Here is an 18,639-nt window from a genome sequence, read left to right as displayed (position 1 = left end):
TATGTATTACAACAAAATAAAAGCCCGAGTATAAACTCAGGCTTAGAAAGCTATTTATACTCATCTATCAACTATATTAGTTGCAGGATTTAGCACCAATGTATATAAAATATACTGGTTGCCGGGTTTCAAAGGGCCAGTCCCTCCACCACTCTTGATAAGACGTTATTTAATTTAATTCTATTATCATTTGTTGCTATGTTATATATAATATATTCAATAATAGTATTTGTCAATAAATTTATTTAAATTTTTTATTTTTATTATCGTTAAATAACTATTTTTAATTAGTTTTCTAGCTCCTAACACTTTATATTTTAATGTACATATAACTACAAAATATCATTATAAGAAATATATTAAATAATATTAATCTATCTAAATCACTTGTAAAATAAATTAAAAAAATTAACATTTTTCCAAACTCTATTCTATCTTAAATAAAATAATTTAAAAACAATGATGATTGTATAGCTCCAACACTTTAGATTTTATCAAAGATTTGAGTTCTATTGGTTCTATTATTGTAGCATTTTTCCCAAAAGTTAAAAAATATTCAGCCACCCAATCAAGTGTGGATTTTGGTATACGCATATCTATGTATCCACCTTTAGGCAAAATTTTCAATCCTCTTGCCAACAAAAACTCTGTTTCACAACGTTTTACTCCCTCATCTGTCAAATTAATTTTAATATGATAATCTGTACCTACTTCCATATTCTTAAGATAATCATGTATAGAAGATAAAACCTTATATTTTTTATTTGATAAGTTTTCTATACTCAAAATCTTCACAATTCTATCTACACGAAATTCCTTAATAGACTCTGATTTTATACAGTAGGCTGGACAATACCAAAGTCCATTCATGGCATACAAACCAATAGGAATAATGGTACGTATACTATTTTTTTGCTTTGATGAATATTCAATTTTAATTGTAGAATCATTCATTACTATATTGAACAATTCCTTCAATAATGGTGTTGAGCAATGCCTATCTGGTGTCCAAAAAACAAATTTACGTCTCATATTCTCAATATTATATTGAATATCATTTGGTATACAATTTAAAATTTTCTTTAAAGCAGAAATAGTTTCTTGCTCAAATGGTAAATCATTATAATATTCTAGTGACTGATATGCAAAGAATATAGATTTTATCTCACTTTCTGAAAATGTAATCGGTGGAAGCATACGTTCTTTGAGTACATGATATCCTCCAGCTGCTCCAACTTTTGAATATAATGGAAATCCAATACTCTCCAGCACCTGTAAATCTCTTAGTATAGTACGTTTTGATACAGAAAATTCTTCTGCTAATTCTCCTGCTGTAAAATTTCTTTTTGCATTTATTGTTATCATCAGTTCAATTAAACGTTCAGCTCTTGACATGTTTACACTCCTAATTTCAATATAGTGACAATAATTGTCACTATTCTATGGTAAGATATTCTTACATTTAAATCAATAACAATAAAGAAGGGACTGATATTTTATGGAAAATAACATGATTAAGGCTGATGATATTATCAATTATTGTCTATCAAACTTAGATGATGTTGTATTAATGAATAGTTGGGGGGAACGAGCAATCTATTACAATCCTAATGGTGTTTTAAAACGAGGAGTATACGTTCTTACCATTAAAGAAAAAGACAGTAATAATGATAAAGGTTCATTGGTTAATCGTCCAAATGTATACCGTGTGAACATAGGATTAAAAAAAGAAACTTTTATTGAAATGTTTGGATATATTCCAAAACGTCCAGGTGTTGCGCAAATAGTCGATATGGATTTTGATTTTACATCCTTGGATACAGTCATGCCACATCCTATTTACGCATGGATGGGATGGGTATGCGTCCTAAGCCCTACTGAAAAGACATTTGAGAACTTTAAAACTTTAATAGGAGAATCTTACAATTTTGCAAAACAAAAATTTAAAAAGAGAAAAAACAAGTAAAACATAAGAAAATAACCTCTAAATAAATCATAATGAAAATATTGAGATTACAAGATAAAAATAAGCATCTTGATAACATATAAAAAAGCGAAGCCAAAAAATATACTATTTACAAGGCTTCGCTATATTTAAAGTATTTATTTTTAATTTTGAGACTATTTATTCTATTATTTTTTATTATTTCCTGTTATTCCTAATCTATCATTCATATCTTTTATCATTTTTCTAAAACCACTGCCTATATCGTTTCCAACGTCTTCAGTTCCATGAACTAGTTTCATAAAGTCATTTTGACCTTTTTTCATATCTTCATCAGATACATTATCTAATTTTTCTATTCTTTCATCTATATCTTTTACTAATCTTTCACCTTCAGCAATTAGGTCATCATTCATTCTTTTTAACTCTGTATCCTCTGTTTTACCATCTTTTTTAAGAGATGTTACAAATGATTGTATTTTATCTCTACTATCCTTATATGCAGCCTTTACATCACTTAGATATTTTTCATTTCCTGGATATTCTTTATCTTTAAACTGATTATTTATACTTTCTGGAGTATCATAAATAGAATATCTATTTAGTCCTGCTATATAATCATTATAGCTTGTTGAATAATAATTCATATATCCTTCATTATTATTTACAGATTCATTAGAATTTTTTCCTGCATTTTCACTTGGTTTTTCATTATCTCTAGCACATGCAGTTATTCCTATAGCTAGTACTAATGCTAATCCTACAAATAAAGTTCTTTTTAGTTTCATTTTTATTACCCTCCTAAATCTTTTATACTACAAAAATTTTAATAATTTTCTTTCTTAATTTAGTATTTCTATATTTTTATTTTTTATTTACTAAAATTAAACAATTTATAATTTATTTTTTTGGAAATCATAATAAATGAATAATTAAATAAAAAAATATAATTTTGTTATTGATACTGATTATCATTCATAGTATAATCTAATTACTTGATATTAATTTTCATTTGAAGGAGGTTATCTTTTATGTCTTATTGTAATTCACAATTTTGTTGTAAAAATAAAATTGAATCATCATATATAAAATGGCTTTTAGAAGTTTTAGGTCCAGTTTTTTTAGGGTCTAAACCTGCTGAAATAATAAATATTTCATTTACTGATGTAAATAGAGAGGAAAAAATTAATGATATTTACAAATATCTATATAAATGTAAAAAAATAGATTTTGTGGTTATTGATAAAGAAAAAAAGGGATTAAAAATATTATTTGTAAACAAAAAAGCATTATCAGAAAAATTAAAATGTAAAAAAACAGTAAATTTTTTAAAGTTTTTAGGATACAAGCAAAATATGAATGTTAATGCTTATTTAGAACATTTAATAGATAAGCTTAAGAGTGATATTTTTCCTGATGAAATAGGTATTTTTTTAGGATATCCTCTTAAGGATGTAATTGGATTTATGGGATATAGTAATTATGAAGTTTCTATGATTAAATATTGGAAGGTTTATGGTGACACAAAACAATCAGAAGACACATATTCCAAATTTTTACTTCATCGTAAAAAAATGAGAAAATTACTAGACTACATAAGTGTAGATAAAATAGTAAGTTGTTTTTAAATTGTATTTTTATATATAATAATTAAAATACACCCTTTTTACTATACAGTTTCAATAATAAATAAGGGTGTATTTTCTACTTTAACATTTTAAAATATTTTAATTTTGATTGTATAACATATCTTTAATATTTATTTTCTTTTCTTGCATTCCATTAGACATCAAGAACTCCTGTGTATCTTCTAATTCTTTTATATCCTTATCTGTTATTTTAGAACTAAAGTCATACCAAGAATACATTTCTTTTGTTTCATCTAAAGATAAACCAACTTCTTTAGATACAACATCCATCACTTCGTCCTCGTTTTCATTCATATATTTTAAAGTTTCTTCATGAACCTTCATAAATCTTTTTACTAACTCAGGATATTTTTCAGCAAAATCATCACTTACAGCAGTAACTATTATTCCACTTACTAATCCTTCTCCATTTACAATCATTTTAGCGCCTGAATTTATTGTTTTCAATGCCACTGGACCTGCAAGCATTGCTACATCAGCACTTTTACTTTCTAATGCAGAAGCAGCACTAGGAATATCCATATTTACATATTCAACATCATCTATAGTATATCCTTCCTTAGCAAGTGCGGCAATCAATAATTGATGAAGTATAGTCCCTTTTGGCCCTACAATTTTTTTACCTTTTAAGTCTTTTATAGATTTAATATTTTCATTATTAGTTATAAGCATATATCCTTTTGGTGAACGACTATAAATATTCGTAATTTTAAGACCAACGCCATTTGAAGCAGCTATTATTGCAGATGTTCCCCCAAGTGCATGTAAAAAATCTAACTCACCTGATGCTAGTGCTTGAGTTTGCTCTGGCCCTGTTGTCAATTCATGGAAATTAACTTTTATATTGTCCTTTTTAAATTCCTTTCCAAATAAATCATCCTTTTTTTCTAATATGCTAGGAACATTAAGTGGTGATTTCACATAAGTTAGATTTATTTCCTTAGGTAAACTAACCTCTTTTTTTGCAGGTGCATCTTTCTTATCATTTGTTGTTGAACATCCAACAGTCCCAACCAACACCATTATTAAAGATGTCATTACTGCTAAAATCTTTTTGTTTTTTTTAATCAATTAAAACTCCCCCAATTCCCTTAATATTTCTTTTTTCAAACTTATATAATAGTTTTTAGTTAAATCTCTATTATATTCATCTTCGACACTAAACTGTTTAATCCTTTTATTTTTACTAAAAACAATTATTTTCTTTGCTATTTCCATAGCTTCTTCAATATTGTGAGTTACAAATACTACACCTTTTTTAGTATTTTTATGGATATTTACAACTTCTTTTTGCATTTTTCTTCTTGTGAAGTAATCTAGTGCTGCAAATGGCTCGTCCATTAGCAAAATATCTGGATTAAAGGAAAGTGCTCTTGCTATACTTACTCTATGAGCCATTCCTCCTGATAATTCATTTGGATATGAGTTTTTAAATTTTTCAAGCTTCATCATTTTTAAATACTGGTCTAAATCAACTTTATTTCTATTATCTTTTTCAGTATGTAAAAGGATATTTTCACTTACATTCAGCCATGGCATAAGTCTACTTTCTTGAAATACTACCCCTACTTTTGGAATACATTTTTTATCATTATTAAAAAAATACACATTTCCACTAGTAGCATTTTCAAGACCTGCTAAAATTCTAAGTAAAGTTGTCTTTCCGCATCCACTTTCGCCTAATATAACAGTTATCTCTTCACTAGATATATTTAAAGATACATTACCAAGAACTAAATGCTCTTTATTATCAACTAAATATTTCTTGTGTATATTCTCTAGCAAAAATCCATTTCTAACCATTTAAATCAACCTGCTTCCCTTTACTAAATTTTACTATTGCCTTTGAAAATAGATAATCTGAAAGTATACCTAAAAATCCAATAACAAAAATTCCTACCAACACAACATCAGTTCTAGACATATCTTTCCCATCAGAAATCAAATATCCTAGCCCTGAAGAAGCTGCAATAAGCTCTGCTCCAATTATAGCTCTAAAACTATACCCAAGCCCTAAACTAAGTCCAACAACAATATCTAACATAGAATTAGGAATTATTATTTTATAAAAAATTCTCTTTCTAGATAAATTAAAAGATTTACCTACTTCTATTAATTTATTGTCACAATTTTTTATACCTTTCAATGTATTTAAAAATATTGGAAAAAAGGATGCCAAAATAATAATTATAATTTTAGATTCTTCACCTATACCAAACCATAAAATAAGCATTGGCACCAAAGCTAGTGGAGGTGTACTTCGCATAAATTCAAATAATGGTTTGAAATATTCATACATTTTTTTATTTACCCCAAATACAACTCCAAGTGGTATAGCCATCAATGAACTTATTAAAAAACCTATTAATATTCTTCTTACACTGGCATAAACATTTAAGAAAATAGAACCATCATATATCATTTTTATAAAAGTATCTAAGACTATTTCAGGAGGTGGCAGAATATAGCTACTCCATATGCCCAAAACACATACTATCTTCCATAAAATTAAAATTATTAAAAAAATATAATATCCTTTGAACCTTTTATGAATTTTCTCAAACATATAAAACTCCTTTTAACATATGTATCCCTGCTACCCTTTTTATTTTTTAATATCTTAAATAATAATTAAGCTATATCATAAGATTTAATCTATGCCAAGTCTTAATCCACCTGAACTCATTCTATCAGAAGGTGTAGAATCTGTTTTTAAGCCAGACAATCTTTCAGATGGCTGTATAATGACTATTTGTCCAGGTTCAACAAATTCCATATGATAAGATTCCCCTGAAGTCTGACCAATAAAAGTCTTCCATGATAGTTTTGATACTTTAGGATATGGTTCTCTTCCAGTCCAAGCTACTAATGCATCTGGGTCAACACAACAAGGTCCTTCAAGAATTAGAGGATTACCATCTGTTATTATAGCAACATCTTGATTTTGACCTGTTTTATTTACTAAATGTGTAGTAAAAAGACCTTTTTGAGATATTACCCCTGAGCCAATCAATTTTACACTGTAATTTAATTGTTCAGAAAATGCCAATAAGTTTTCACTCTCAACATAAATGGAATCACCTGGGTCAATTGATATTACATCTACGTGGTAAGCATTTTGAGCTAGGTAAATTTCACCTTCACCTTCAACCACCATTATTGGCATTTGTTCTCCTGTCAATGACCTCTGAACATGACCTAATAACGCTCTTCCTAATCCACCACCATTACTTGGACCTAACAGCAATTTTTCAAAATTAAAATTTCCTTTAAATGCTACCATAGCACCTTTTTTTGCAAAAAATTTACCACTTCCCCTTGCTATACACACAAGCTCGTTTGTAACATCAAATTTAAACATAATATTCACTCATATTGCTTAATTTAGCAATAATTCCTCCTAATCATATATTTATATATAATTATACAGTAAAATTACAGCATAGTCTAACCTACTTCAAATATGAAATTTATTATTTATATAAATCTTAATCCTTCTTTTAATATATTTATACTTGCATTTATATCTCTATCGTGAGTTTCATTACAACTAGGACAAATCCATTCTCTTATATTTAAGTTCTTCACTTCCTTGTTTTTGTACCCACATTTATTGCATATTTGTGAACTTGCAAAGAATTTACCTATCTTTACAATTTGTCTACCATGCCAATTAGCCTTATATTCTAATTGACGAACAAATTCTGACCACGACACATCAGAAATAGAGAGAGATAGTTTACGATTTTTAATCATGTTCTTTACTTGTAAATCTTCTATGCAAATAATATCATTCTCTTTTATTAATTTAGTAGATAGTTTTGTAGAAAATCCTTCCTTTGATTAGCTATATGTTCTTGAAGTCTTGCAACTTTTAATCTTGCTTTATTTCTATTTAAACTACCGATTGTTTTTCTCGATAATTCTCTTTGTAATTTAGAAAGTTTTCTTAATGACTTCTTAAGATACTTAGGATTTTCTATAAATTCTCCACAACTTGAGATACAAAATTCTTTAATTCCTAAATCTAAACCTATCTGATTATTAGTATTTTCAAATGCTTCAATATCTACATCAGTACAGCATAATGATACATAATATTTACCACTTGGTTCTTTAGATATAGTAGCATTAAGTATTCTACCTTGAGGTACTTGTTTATCCCTTATCTTAACCATACCAAGTTTAGGTAGTTTTATATGTTGACCACAATACATAATGTTTCCATTTGTAAAGTTAGTTTTATATGAAAATCTATTAATTTTCTTTGATTTAAATTTAGGAAATCCTGCCTTTTCTTTAAAGAATTTTTCATATGCGTTTTCTAAATCTTTTAAGGCGTTTTGTAGTGAAAATTTGTCAGGTTCTTTAAGCCACTTTAATTCTTTTTTAAATTGGTCAAATCAGAACTGCACTGTTTATAAGTAAAAGTTTCTTTATCATTTTTATAAACTTCTATTCTTTTAGCAAGATATTTATTATATACAAATCTACAACATCCAAAAGTTTTGTTAATTAACTCTTGCTGTTTTTTATTTGGATACATTCTAAACTTATAAGCTTTTTCCACTACTATCACCTCACTTTACCTGTTTTTTCTGATTAATTAATATATTTTCTTATCTGCTCCCCTGTATTTTATGATACAGTAGCAACTAAATATATTAATTAAATCTTCTTCAATTTCATTTGTTAATACTGGAAGTCTATATTTTACACACCATGCTATATGGTATTGTACTAAATATACATATCTGGGTCACTTCAATTTTTCATCACCCATCCTAATATTAACAAGTGCAATTTTTTAAACAAGTATTTTAAAGAATTTTATATTTATTTTTAAATAACATATACAAGAACCGTAAATCTTAAATTTTATCATTTTTTGAGGTTGTCGTTCACATAAGTCCGCTACTACCTATGCAGTTCTCTTATGAACTTCTTACACTTTCATGTAAGCACAGACTATATCTTATCCTTCGGCATTATCCGTTAAGGTCTACCCACTTCCAATACCAATAGCTTGTAGTGTACTTCCCTCAAGAGGAATAGTCGTTGAAGTTTCTCCTATTCGGAGCTTACCTGCTGATTGCCCATTTTAAAGTACTTAGGGTTTAACCTTATACCATCTAACCAATTTTTTCTACTTTCGTAACTTTCACACTTAGGTTTATTTCATCCTTATGTTTTAGTTTGATTAGCTTTAGGGTTTTTAGCAATTCAAGTAGTATTGATAGGTTCTATCCTATCTCTACATATAAGTTTCCCTATATGCTGACTATTTTAGCTACTAACTCATGACTAAAGTCACAAGTGTGTGTAGCTATTTTTTAATCAAATTTAAACATAATATTCACTCATATTGCTTAATTTAGCAATAATTCCTCCTAATCATATATTTATATATAATTATACAGTAAAATTACAACATAGTCTAACCTACTTCAAACATGAAATTTGTTATTATATAAAATAAGAACCTGATAATAAAGCAATTTAAACTTTTTATCAGGCTCTTATCCTATTTATCTCTTAGCGCTATGACAATTCTTACTACTTGAGCATCCAGAACAACCACATCCACAACTGCTACCATTCTTTTTTAAATTTTTAACCATATGCATTACAGCTAATACCATTAATACTACTACAACAGCTGCTATAACAAATGTAGCCATATTCATCACTCCTTATTTATACGAATTAATTTTTCATATAACTTAATTTACCGATTTTTTCTTTTTTCATATTTCTATTTGAATAAGTTAAAACTGCAAATACCACTGCTACTGCTATAATTATAGATATTATTGCCCCAGCAATACTTCCTCCAGTACCTAGAACTAAACTTCCAACTTGATTGATAAGAAGAGCAACTATATATGCTGTTAAAGTCTGGAATCCTAATGTAATCCATGTCCATTTCCAAGAACCCATTTCTCTTTTTATAGCTCCAATAGCTGCAAAGCAAGGTGCACAAAGCATATTGAATGCCATAAATGCAAACGCACTAGCTACTGTAAACATACTTGCAACTGAACCAAGAAGTGCTGGGTCTTGCTCTGTTGCATCTGATATACCAAATAAAACTCCAAACGTTCCAACTACATTTTCCTTAGCTACTAGACCTGTAACTGTTGCTACTGATGATTGCCAGTTTCCAAATCCAAGAGGTGCAAATATTGGTGCAACTATATTTCCTAAACTAGCTAATATACTATCTCCAGCATCTACCATTTGTAATGACCAGTTAAATGATTGTAAGAACCAAATTACTCCACAAGCTACAAATATAATTGTTCCTGCCTTTATTATAAATGCTTTTCCTCTATCCCACATGTGTATTAAAACACCTTTTGCACTTGGAATATGATATTGAGGTAATTCCATAACAAATGGAGATGGTTCTCCTGAAAATAAACTAGTTCTCTTTAATATAATTCCGCAGATGATTATCATTACAATACCTAAGAAATACATTGATGGAGCTACCCATGAAGCACCTCCAAATAATGCTCCTGCAAATAATGCTATTATTGGAATCTTTGCTCCACATGGAATGAATGTAGTTAACATAATAGTCATTTTTCTATCTCTATCATTCTCTATAGTTCGAGTTGACATAACTCCTGGAACTCCACAACCTGAACTTATAAGCATTGGTATAAATGATTTTCCTGAAAGACCAAACTTACGGAAAATCCTATCCATTATAAAAGCTACTCGTGACATGTATCCACAGTCTTCTAGTATTGATAATAGTAAGAATAAAAGCATAATTTGTGGTACAAATCCTAATACTGCTCCAACTCCACCAATCAGACCATCAACTACAAGTCCTTGTAACCACTCTGCTACATTTAAAGAAGCTAGAAAATTACTCACATTTCCTTGAATAATTTCTCCAAACAGTACATCATTTGTCCAATCAGTTGCTATAGTGCCCAACGAACTTACTGCGATATAGTAAACTCCCCACATTATAAGTGCAAAAATAGGTAATGCTAGTATACGATTTGTTACAATCTTATCTATCTTATCTGATACAGTTTCCTTACCTTTTCTATTCTTCTTTATTATATTCGAAATTATTGAACTAATAAATTCGTAACGATTGGCTGTTATTATACTTTCACTATCATCGTCCAATTCATCTTCACAATTTATAGTTATTTCTTCAATGCTATTCAATATTGTTTTAGAAATGCCAAGTTTTTGTATAACATTTTCATCTCTTTCAAACAGCTTTATAGCTAACCAGCGTGTTTCCACATCTATATATGGAGTCTTTTCTTCTATTATTTTTTCAATTTTTTCTATTGCTTCCTTACTTTTATCAACAAAAGGTAATTTGAAATGTAATTTATTGTTACTACTTGCAATTTCAACTGCCTTTTCAGCAGCCTCCATAATTCCTTGACCTTTAACTGCTGTTACTTCTACTACTGGGCAACCTATAATCTCAGATAGTTTTTTAATATTTATTTTATCACCATTCTTGTTGACAATATCCATCATATTAAGAGCTATAACAGTCGGTATCCCTAATTCTAAAACTTGAGTTGTAAGATATAAATTTCTCTCTATATTTGACGCATCTACAATATTTATTACTGCATCTGGCTTATCATCTAACATAAAATTACGTGTAACTACTTCTTCTAATGTATATGGAGATAAAGAATAAATACCTGGTAAATCTACTATTTCTACATCTTTATTTCCTTTTAATTTTCCACCCTTTTTTTCAACTGTGACTCCTGGCCAGTTCCCAACATATTGTGATGAACCTGTAAGCCCATTGAACATCGTTGTCTTACCACAGTTTGGATTTCCTATGAGACCTATTTTTATTGACATTTCCATTCCTCCCATTACTATTTAAGTACATAACTATTTATGATATAGAAAATCATTCTCACTATATAATTACATTAATCCTACTCTAATTAATTTTATTATTCCACAATAATTTTTTCTGCATCTGATTTACGAATTGATAGTTCATAATCTCTGACTGTTATTTCAATTGGGTCTCCAAGAGGGGCTACTTTTCTTATAAATACATCAACTCCCCTTGTAATTCCCATATCCATTATACGTCTTCTTGTGGCTCCTTCTCCCTCTAACTTCTTGACTTTTACAGTCTCGCCACATTTAATATCTTTTAGTCTGTTCATCTTATTACCTCCCTATATTATTATTCTACTTGCCATTTTTTTATCTAATGCAACTCTAGTATCTTTTACATCTATTATTAAATTCCCATCTATCTTAGAAATTATTTTAACATTTGTGCCTACTACAAAACCTATACTATTTAAAAAAGTTCTTGTCTTATCACTTCCTGAAATTTTCTTTATAACTACTTCTTCACCTGTATTTGATAACATCAATGGCATCATATAATATTCCTCCTCTTAAACCAATTTAAATTTACAAACAACTTCTATCTTATATATAAATCACAATTTCTTAAATTTTAACTTGTTAAAATAATTACCTATCTTTTTCCTTATTCTTACAATTCCTAATTTTGATTTAAGTCTATCACAATAGTATATTTTTTGCAAGTGATTATTGTATTCTTTTGATTTTTTTTCTCATTTGGTTTATTATATTAATAAAATCTATAAAAATTCATACTGCTATCCTATATATTTTGAGATTTCTCTTAGATGCTCATAACCATATTCTGTATAAGAATGCTCTTTTGATAAAGACATTATTCTATAGTAATGATTTTTTTCTTTTCAATGTAATTGAATATTAATCTAATCCAATCAAAAAAACGTAATTAATTCTATGATTCTACTGACTATATCTATCTCAAAAAATATAATGACACTACTAATATTTTTTAACATTAGTAGTGTCATTATGTTTTTTAAATTGATTAAATCTTCTATATTTTATAATAAAACATATTAGTCTAAACATTTAGATAGAAAATTTTTTTCTTTAATATTAAACACTTCTGTTTGAGCATTAGAATAGTTTTTTGAATATGTATCAATAAAACCATGATTTGCGTCTAAAATTTCAATTTGAATATTTTGTCTTCTAGAAAGTTGGGAAGAAACATAATCAACATCGAATGAATCGTATTTTGCAAACACTAGCAAAATAGGACATGTTGGAATTACATCCATATAATCTCTAATTCGGGAGCCATAACAACAAATTATACCATCACATAAAGAATTTTCACTACATCTCCATGCAATAGTTGCACCTACACTATACCCAACTACAAATACATGTTTATACTCCGATTTTAAACCATTTATAAGTTTTTCTACTTTTTTATAAATATCAAACCTAACATTATTTATAAAAAAATCATATGCTTCTTGAGCTTTTGAGTATGAAAAAACTCTTTTTTCTCCTAAGAGTTCTGGACAAAACACATCATACCCACCTTTATAATACTTTTGACAAACATCTTTTATAAAATTATTAACTCCATAAATTTCATGCAGTACAACAATAGCTATATTGCTTTTATGTACATACTTAATCAGATTGTCCACCGCCTGTCGATATTTTTTACATTTAGTTTAATGTATTCTTTTAAGTATGTCAATTTACTATCTCTAAAATTTGACTTATAAAATAATCCGTTTCTTACGATAAACTTTCTGCAAAGTAAAATTGACTAAGTAGTAAAAATCAACATTCCTGTACCAATATTATACAAGATATGCAGTAGGCATGACCCCCACAGGCAATTAGTTTTTCGATATACTAAATCACATGAAAAGTGAAGTAATATAAGGCATATCACATAAAATCCAGATAGAATTGCAAATGAAAGATATCCATTTAAAAACCATTTTACAGGGTAATGCGTAGATACAAAAAGAAAAGAATTAATACAAGATGAAAGTACACTATTTTTTATTAATCCAGTTAACCTTGTTTGAATATACCCTCTAAAAACAATTTCTTCTGAAATAGCAGAAACAATAAATGTAACAACTATAAAAACAGTAGGTAATTCAAAATCAACTTTTTTTCCTTGCATAATTCCATCTGTTAAAATAACGAAAATTACGAGTACAGTAGCACCAAAAACTCCATACAAAAGACCTTTATTTAAATTTCGCATTGTAATCCCAATCGTATTTAGTTTTTCCTTCGAAAGTAGTACAAATCCCAGTCCTATAAGTAAAATCAAGATTGACAATATCATTTGTGAGTTAGTTAAAATTGTTGAACTTAAATTTGTTGTATACAAATAACCTTGGAAAAACAATAGTAACATGGATATCAAATAAATAAATATTGCTTTTACTCCATCATTTTTAGAATAATTCTTACATAACAAAGCATATTCTTTATCTTCAAATACAGTTTTAAACACTATAAATCCCCCTTTTTAATTAAATTTTTATTTATTTCTCATATTTTATCATAAATATATGTTTAAATCAAATTAATTCCATTTATTACATAAATCAGAGATAATAAAATTAAAAAATTAATTTCATTAAAGCTATATTTATAATTATTTAAATATTTACAAGATTATAGCTATAAAAAATATAAAATATAACTATTAAAAAGGAGTATATCATTATAATTTTAAAAATCATAAATGATATACTCCTAAAAATCCACTTAACTTATATTAAATTTATTTTCCAAAATATCTATTTAATAATCCTAAGAATGCTTTACCATGTCTAGCTTCATCTTTACACATTTCATGTACTGTATCGTGTATAGCATCTAATCCTAACTCTTTAGCTTTTTTAGCTAATTTTAATTTTCCATCAGTTGCACCATACTCAGCGTCAACTCTAACTCTTAAGTTTTCTTGTGTATCTGCAACTACAACTTCTCCAAGAAGTTCTGCAAATTTAGCAGCATGCTCAGCTTCTTCAAAAGCTATTCTCTTGTAAGCTTCTCCTACTTCTGGATAACCTTCTCTATCAGCTTGTCTACTCATTGCTAAATACATTCCTACTTCTGTACACTCTCCAACAAAGTTAGCTCTTAATCCTTCGATTATTTCTTCATCTACACCTTGAGCAACTCCTATTCTATGCTCATCAGCCCAATTTTTTTCACCTTTCATTTCTTCAAATTTATCAGCTCCAACTTTACATACTGGACATTGTGCTGGTGCAGCATCTCCTTCATGTATATATCCACATACTGTACAAACAAATTTTTTCATAATTACTTTCCTCCTAAATTTTATATATCAAATTAAATTTTTTATTTATTAAGTTAATCTATATATACCCGCAACATATACCTTTAAACAATTTTTTTAAAGTTTTTTTCTAAATACTTATTTTCCTTGTGTTAATAGTATGTTTCTATAATAATGTCCTTCTAATTTTATCAGTTCTTTATGATTTCCAGATTCCACAATTCTACCATTTTCTAAAACTATTATATTATCACAATTTGATATTGTACTTAATCTATGAGCTATAATTATACTTGTCTTTCCATAAGTTAAACTATTTATTGCCTCTTGAATTTTAGCTTCTGTTGCTATATCTATATTACTTGTAGCTTCATCCAAAATAAGTATCGGGGCATTTTTTAATACTGCCCTAGCAATACTTATTAATTGTTTTTGACCTTCGCTTAGTTCTTCACCCCTATCCGATAATACAGTACTATATCCTTCACGCATTTTCACTATGAATTTATGTGCATTTGCTATTTTGCTAGCAGATATAACTTCTTCGTCGGTAGCCATCAGATTTCCATACCTTATATTCTCCATAACTGTATCATTGAATATATAACTTTCTTGTGGAACCACTCCAAAACAAGTTCTCAAACAGTTTTTGTCAATAGAATATATATCCTTACCATCTAAAAATATACTTCCTTCATCTATATGATAGAAATTTGTAATTAGATTTATAATTGTTGTTTTTCCACTTCCTGTCTCCCCTATAATGGCATTTGATGTACCAGCTTTGATTCTTAAGTTTATATCGTCTAAAATTCTTTTTTTTGAATCATAAGAAAAACTTACACCTTTAAATTCAATTTCTCCCTTTATAAAATGAGAGTTTAAATTACCATGTTTATTGTCATTAAGCTTATTTTTAAGCACACTATCTACTTGTTGTTCTTCTTTTTCATCTATAATTTCAAAAACTCTTTCGCATCCAGCTACGGCTGAAAGTAATGTATTAAACAGATTCGCCAATTCATTTAAAGGTCTTGTAAATTGTCGTACATAACTCAAAAAACTAGCTATAACTCCTATAGTTATAATATCCTTAGATGCAAGAGTACCACCTATAATACATATAGTTGCAAATCCTATATTACTAATCACATTCATAATAGGCATTAAAAGAGATGTATAAATTTGCGATTTAAGTGAAATATTTAGAAGTCTATCATTGATTTCTTTAAAATCATTTACAGATTTTCTTTCATAATTGAAAGATTTTACTACATTTATGTTTGATATCATTTCTTCAATATGAGCATTTAGCCTTCCTAACTCAACTTGTTGTTGCTTAAAAAAAATTCTAGTTCTCTTTGCAATAAAATTACTTATAGACATTACTATTGGTATTAAAATTATACTGCAAAAAGTTAAAACTGGGCTTAATATAAACATCATAATAAAAGTCATCAATATGTTTAAGATTCCTGTAATTAATTGTACTAATGAATTTGAAATTCCTGTACTGATATTATCAACATCATTTGTTACCCTACTCATAATATCTCCAGTAGAACTTTTATCAAAAAAGGTTATTGGTAGATTTTTAAATTTTAAAAATAAATTACTTCTCATCTCTTTAACTATACTTTGAGATAATCTAGCTGTACATATGCCCTTAGAAAGTTTAACTAAAAACTCAATTATATAAAATGAAAGTAAAATAATTATGCCTTTTAAGAAAATGGACTTTGAATAAGTATTAATATCTATTATGTCAACTACTTTTCCAATAGTATACGGTATTATAGTTGATATAACTGAATCAATTATTACTAGCAAAAAAATAAATCTAGTAATCTTTTTATCTTTTTTAAAGTAAATAAAAATTCTTTTAAACGTTTTTTTAAAATCTTTAGGCTTTTCTTTTTTCTTTAATCTACTGACCTTTTGATTTCCAGTACTTAAATTCAATATCCTTCCTCCTTAATTTACATCTTTATTTACTAGATTTTGCAACGCAAAAATTTTTTTATAAATTGGAGAACTAACCAGTAAATCTTCATGTGTAGCAAATCCAACCACCTCTCCCTCATCCAAGACTAAAATCTTATCACAGTCAATTATAGAACTAATCTTTTGTGAAATAGTTATTATAGTGCATTTCTTGTTTTCCTTTTCTCTTAAATTGTTTATATAATCTTTTATATTCTTTCTTATAGTTGTCTCTGTATTAATATCCATTGCACTAAAACAATCATCAAGAATTAATATTTGAGGTTTTTTTGCTATAGCTCTAGCTATAGTAATTCTTTGTCTTTGTCCTCCTGATAGATTCTTACCCCTTTGAAATAAAACCTCATCATAAGAATTTTCGAGTTTTGTTATAAATTGATTTGCATTTGCTATCTCACATGATTTTACAACATCTTCTCTACTTATATCCTTATTTCCCATAACTATATTTTCTAGTATGCTTTTACCAAACACACTGCTATTTTGAAATACTACACCTATTCTTTCCCTTAAACTATCTTCAGAAATACTGTATATACTATGTCCCCCAATCTTAATATCGCCTTTGTCAATTATATATAATTTTTGAATTAAATTTATTAAAGAAGTTTTTCCTGAACCAGTTTGACCAATCACACCAATATTTTGACCTTCTTCTATTTTAAAAGATATGTCTTTTAATATTTTTTCATCTGTATTTTTATTATACGAAAAATCTACATTTTCAAAGACTATATCACCATTTGCAAACTTTAAATTTTTTTCTTCAGTATCTAAACTGGCATTTCTCTCAATTATTTCTTCATTCTCATCAATCAAAACTTCACTTATTCTTTCATAAGAAGCTTTTGCTCTAACAAAAACATTAAAAACATGTGAAATCATTATAAGTGATGTTAATATTCTAGTCATATAATTTACATAAGCAACTATAATTCCAATTTTAACTTCTCCTGAATAAATTAAATATCTTCCAATCAGTAATATTATTATTATAGAAACATTAATAATTATTGTAATTGTTGGTCTAAAAAACGACATCATAGTCGTAGCTTTTCTACTATTTTTAAAAAGCTCATCATTTAACTCTTCAAAACTTTTGTTCTCATAATCGTATCTACAAAATAGTTTGACTACTTTTATTCCACTTAAAAACTGTCTTAATTTTGAATTTACTTTATCTGTACTTTCTTGTACATTTTTAAATAATCTATATCCTATCTTCATATTGAGCAATATTATGATAAATATAATTAAAACTGCAATTAGAATAATTACTGACATCTTTAAATTTAATTTTATGGCTATAATTAGACTTCCTATACACATGATTGGCGATTTTATAAAAACCCTCATCATTCCATGAACAAATAGTTGCACTTGATTAATATCATTAGTAATTCTTGTTATTAATGAAGCTCTACCTAATTTGTCTATTTGTTTTAGTGAATAAGTATTTATCTTTTCAAATACATCCTGTCTTAAATCATAAGAAAAAGATTGAGAAACTCTTGCTGAGATTAGACTTCTTGTTATTGAAAATATTGCTCCTAAAAAAGTTATACCTATCATTAAAGCTCCTGTTGATAATATGTAATCTAAATTTTTATTTGAAACTCCTATATCGATTATTTTTGCCATTATAGTTGGTTGAGCTAAATCACAAAAAGCTTCCAATGTCAAAAAAAATACCGCTGTTAGAAATAATGTTATATATTTTTTTATGTATTTTTTTAAATACTTCATTCAATCATCCCTTCATAGAATTTTCTCATTATCAAAAGTATATCACATAGCTAATTTAATTGATTATATCAATTATAAATATTTGATTTATCATTAATTTTTATACCATACATTTTATAAATTATTTT

General features: G+C 27.6%; 17 protein-coding genes, 3 pseudogenes and 1 riboswitch. Of the genes and pseudogenes, 2 read left to right on the top strand and 18 right to left on the bottom strand.

Annotation, left to right across the window (positions count from 1 at the left end; genetic code table 11):
* Nucleotides 1-57: 57 nt before the first annotated feature.
* Nucleotides 58-164, bottom strand: a riboswitch (SAM riboswitch).
* Between the two features lie 286 nt (nt 165-450).
* The gene (locus JJC02_07215) at nt 451-1,395 is read right to left on the bottom strand and encodes a YafY family transcriptional regulator (protein UDN55949.1); all 945 of its coding nucleotides are present in this window, start codon (nt 1,393-1,395) and stop codon (nt 451-453) included.
* A 103-nt stretch (nt 1,396-1,498) separates the two neighbouring features.
* Between JJC02_07215 and JJC02_07210 the strand changes: the two genes are divergently transcribed.
* Nucleotides 1,499-1,966, top strand: a complete 468-nt coding sequence (locus JJC02_07210; protein ID UDN55948.1) for a hypothetical protein — start codon at nt 1,499-1,501, stop codon at nt 1,964-1,966.
* A gap of 167 nt (nt 1,967-2,133) precedes the next feature.
* Here the strand turns inward: JJC02_07210 and JJC02_07205 are convergent, their stop codons facing one another.
* On the bottom strand, nt 2,134-2,733 hold the full coding sequence (locus JJC02_07205) for a hypothetical protein (protein ID UDN55947.1): 600 nt from the start codon (nt 2,731-2,733) through the stop codon (nt 2,134-2,136).
* Nucleotides 2,734-2,976: 243 nt separating this feature from the next.
* Between JJC02_07205 and JJC02_07200 the strand changes: the two genes are divergently transcribed.
* Entirely contained in the window at nt 2,977-3,573 is a 597-nt protein-coding gene (locus tag JJC02_07200; GenBank protein UDN55946.1) for a DUF3793 family protein, read from the top strand.
* Nucleotides 3,574-3,672: 99 nt separating this feature from the next.
* On the opposite strand, the gene JJC02_07195 is transcribed toward JJC02_07200, so the two are convergent.
* The 16 genes and pseudogenes from JJC02_07195 to JJC02_07120 form a co-directional block, all read right to left on the bottom strand.
* The gene (locus tag JJC02_07195) at nt 3,673-4,632 is read right to left on the bottom strand and encodes an NrtA/SsuA/CpmA family ABC transporter substrate-binding protein (GenBank protein ID UDN56396.1); all 960 of its coding nucleotides are present in this window, start codon (nt 4,630-4,632) and stop codon (nt 3,673-3,675) included.
* Between the two features lie 33 nt (nt 4,633-4,665).
* A complete protein-coding gene (locus JJC02_07190; protein ID UDN55945.1) occupies nt 4,666-5,397 on the bottom strand; it encodes an ABC transporter ATP-binding protein in 732 nt (243 codons plus the stop codon).
* Nucleotides 5,390-6,160, bottom strand: a complete 771-nt coding sequence (locus JJC02_07185) for an ABC transporter permease (protein ID UDN55944.1) — start codon at nt 6,158-6,160, stop codon at nt 5,390-5,392. The genes JJC02_07190 and JJC02_07185 overlap by 8 nt, the downstream gene beginning before the upstream one ends.
* Before the next feature lie 84 nt (nt 6,161-6,244).
* On the bottom strand, nt 6,245-6,955 hold the full coding sequence (locus JJC02_07180; protein UDN55943.1) for an AIM24 family protein: 711 nt from the start codon (nt 6,953-6,955) through the stop codon (nt 6,245-6,247).
* 116 nt (nt 6,956-7,071) lie between these two features.
* Nucleotides 7,072-8,173, bottom strand: a pseudogene (locus tag JJC02_07175) (transposase).
* An 81-nt stretch (nt 8,174-8,254) separates the two neighbouring features.
* Nucleotides 8,255-8,323, bottom strand: a pseudogene (locus tag JJC02_07170) (IS200/IS605 family transposase).
* Nucleotides 8,324-9,122: 799 nt separating this feature from the next.
* Nucleotides 9,123-9,275, bottom strand: a complete 153-nt coding sequence (locus JJC02_07165) for a FeoB-associated Cys-rich membrane protein (protein UDN55942.1) — start codon at nt 9,273-9,275, stop codon at nt 9,123-9,125.
* A 25-nt stretch (nt 9,276-9,300) separates the two neighbouring features.
* Complete coding sequence (gene feoB, locus JJC02_07160) at nt 9,301-11,457, bottom strand: ferrous iron transport protein B (GenBank protein ID UDN55941.1); 2,157 nt, start codon at nt 11,455-11,457, stop codon at nt 9,301-9,303.
* Nucleotides 11,458-11,555: 98 nt separating this feature from the next.
* Complete coding sequence (locus tag JJC02_07155) at nt 11,556-11,777, bottom strand: ferrous iron transport protein A (protein ID UDN55940.1); 222 nt, start codon at nt 11,775-11,777, stop codon at nt 11,556-11,558.
* Between the two features lie 12 nt (nt 11,778-11,789).
* Nucleotides 11,790-12,002, bottom strand: coding sequence for a ferrous iron transport protein A (locus JJC02_07150; GenBank protein ID UDN55939.1), 213 nt, complete (start codon nt 12,000-12,002; stop codon nt 11,790-11,792).
* Nucleotides 12,003-12,524: 522 nt separating this feature from the next.
* Nucleotides 12,525-13,130, bottom strand: a complete 606-nt coding sequence (locus tag JJC02_07145; protein UDN55938.1) for a dienelactone hydrolase family protein — start codon at nt 13,128-13,130, stop codon at nt 12,525-12,527.
* 125 nt (nt 13,131-13,255) lie between these two features.
* On the bottom strand, nt 13,256-13,684 hold the full coding sequence (locus JJC02_07140; protein UDN56395.1) for a CPBP family intramembrane metalloprotease: 429 nt from the start codon (nt 13,682-13,684) through the stop codon (nt 13,256-13,258).
* Between the two features lie 21 nt (nt 13,685-13,705).
* Nucleotides 13,706-13,963: pseudogene (locus JJC02_07135) on the bottom strand (CPBP family intramembrane metalloprotease).
* A 273-nt stretch (nt 13,964-14,236) separates the two neighbouring features.
* Nucleotides 14,237-14,782, bottom strand: a complete 546-nt coding sequence (locus JJC02_07130; protein ID UDN55937.1) for an NADH peroxidase — start codon at nt 14,780-14,782, stop codon at nt 14,237-14,239.
* A 117-nt stretch (nt 14,783-14,899) separates the two neighbouring features.
* The gene (locus JJC02_07125) at nt 14,900-16,723 is read right to left on the bottom strand and encodes an ABC transporter ATP-binding protein (protein UDN55936.1); all 1,824 of its coding nucleotides are present in this window, start codon (nt 16,721-16,723) and stop codon (nt 14,900-14,902) included.
* 12 nt (nt 16,724-16,735) lie between these two features.
* Entirely contained in the window at nt 16,736-18,511 is a 1,776-nt protein-coding gene (locus JJC02_07120; protein UDN55935.1) for an ABC transporter ATP-binding protein, read from the bottom strand.
* Nucleotides 18,512-18,639 lie beyond the last annotated feature (128 nt).

The organism is Clostridioides sp. ES-S-0054-01 (assembly GCA_021561035.1).
Taxonomy (GTDB): Bacteria; Bacillota; Clostridia; order Peptostreptococcales; family Peptostreptococcaceae; genus Clostridioides.
This window is presented reverse-complemented; position numbering and strand designations above follow the sequence as displayed.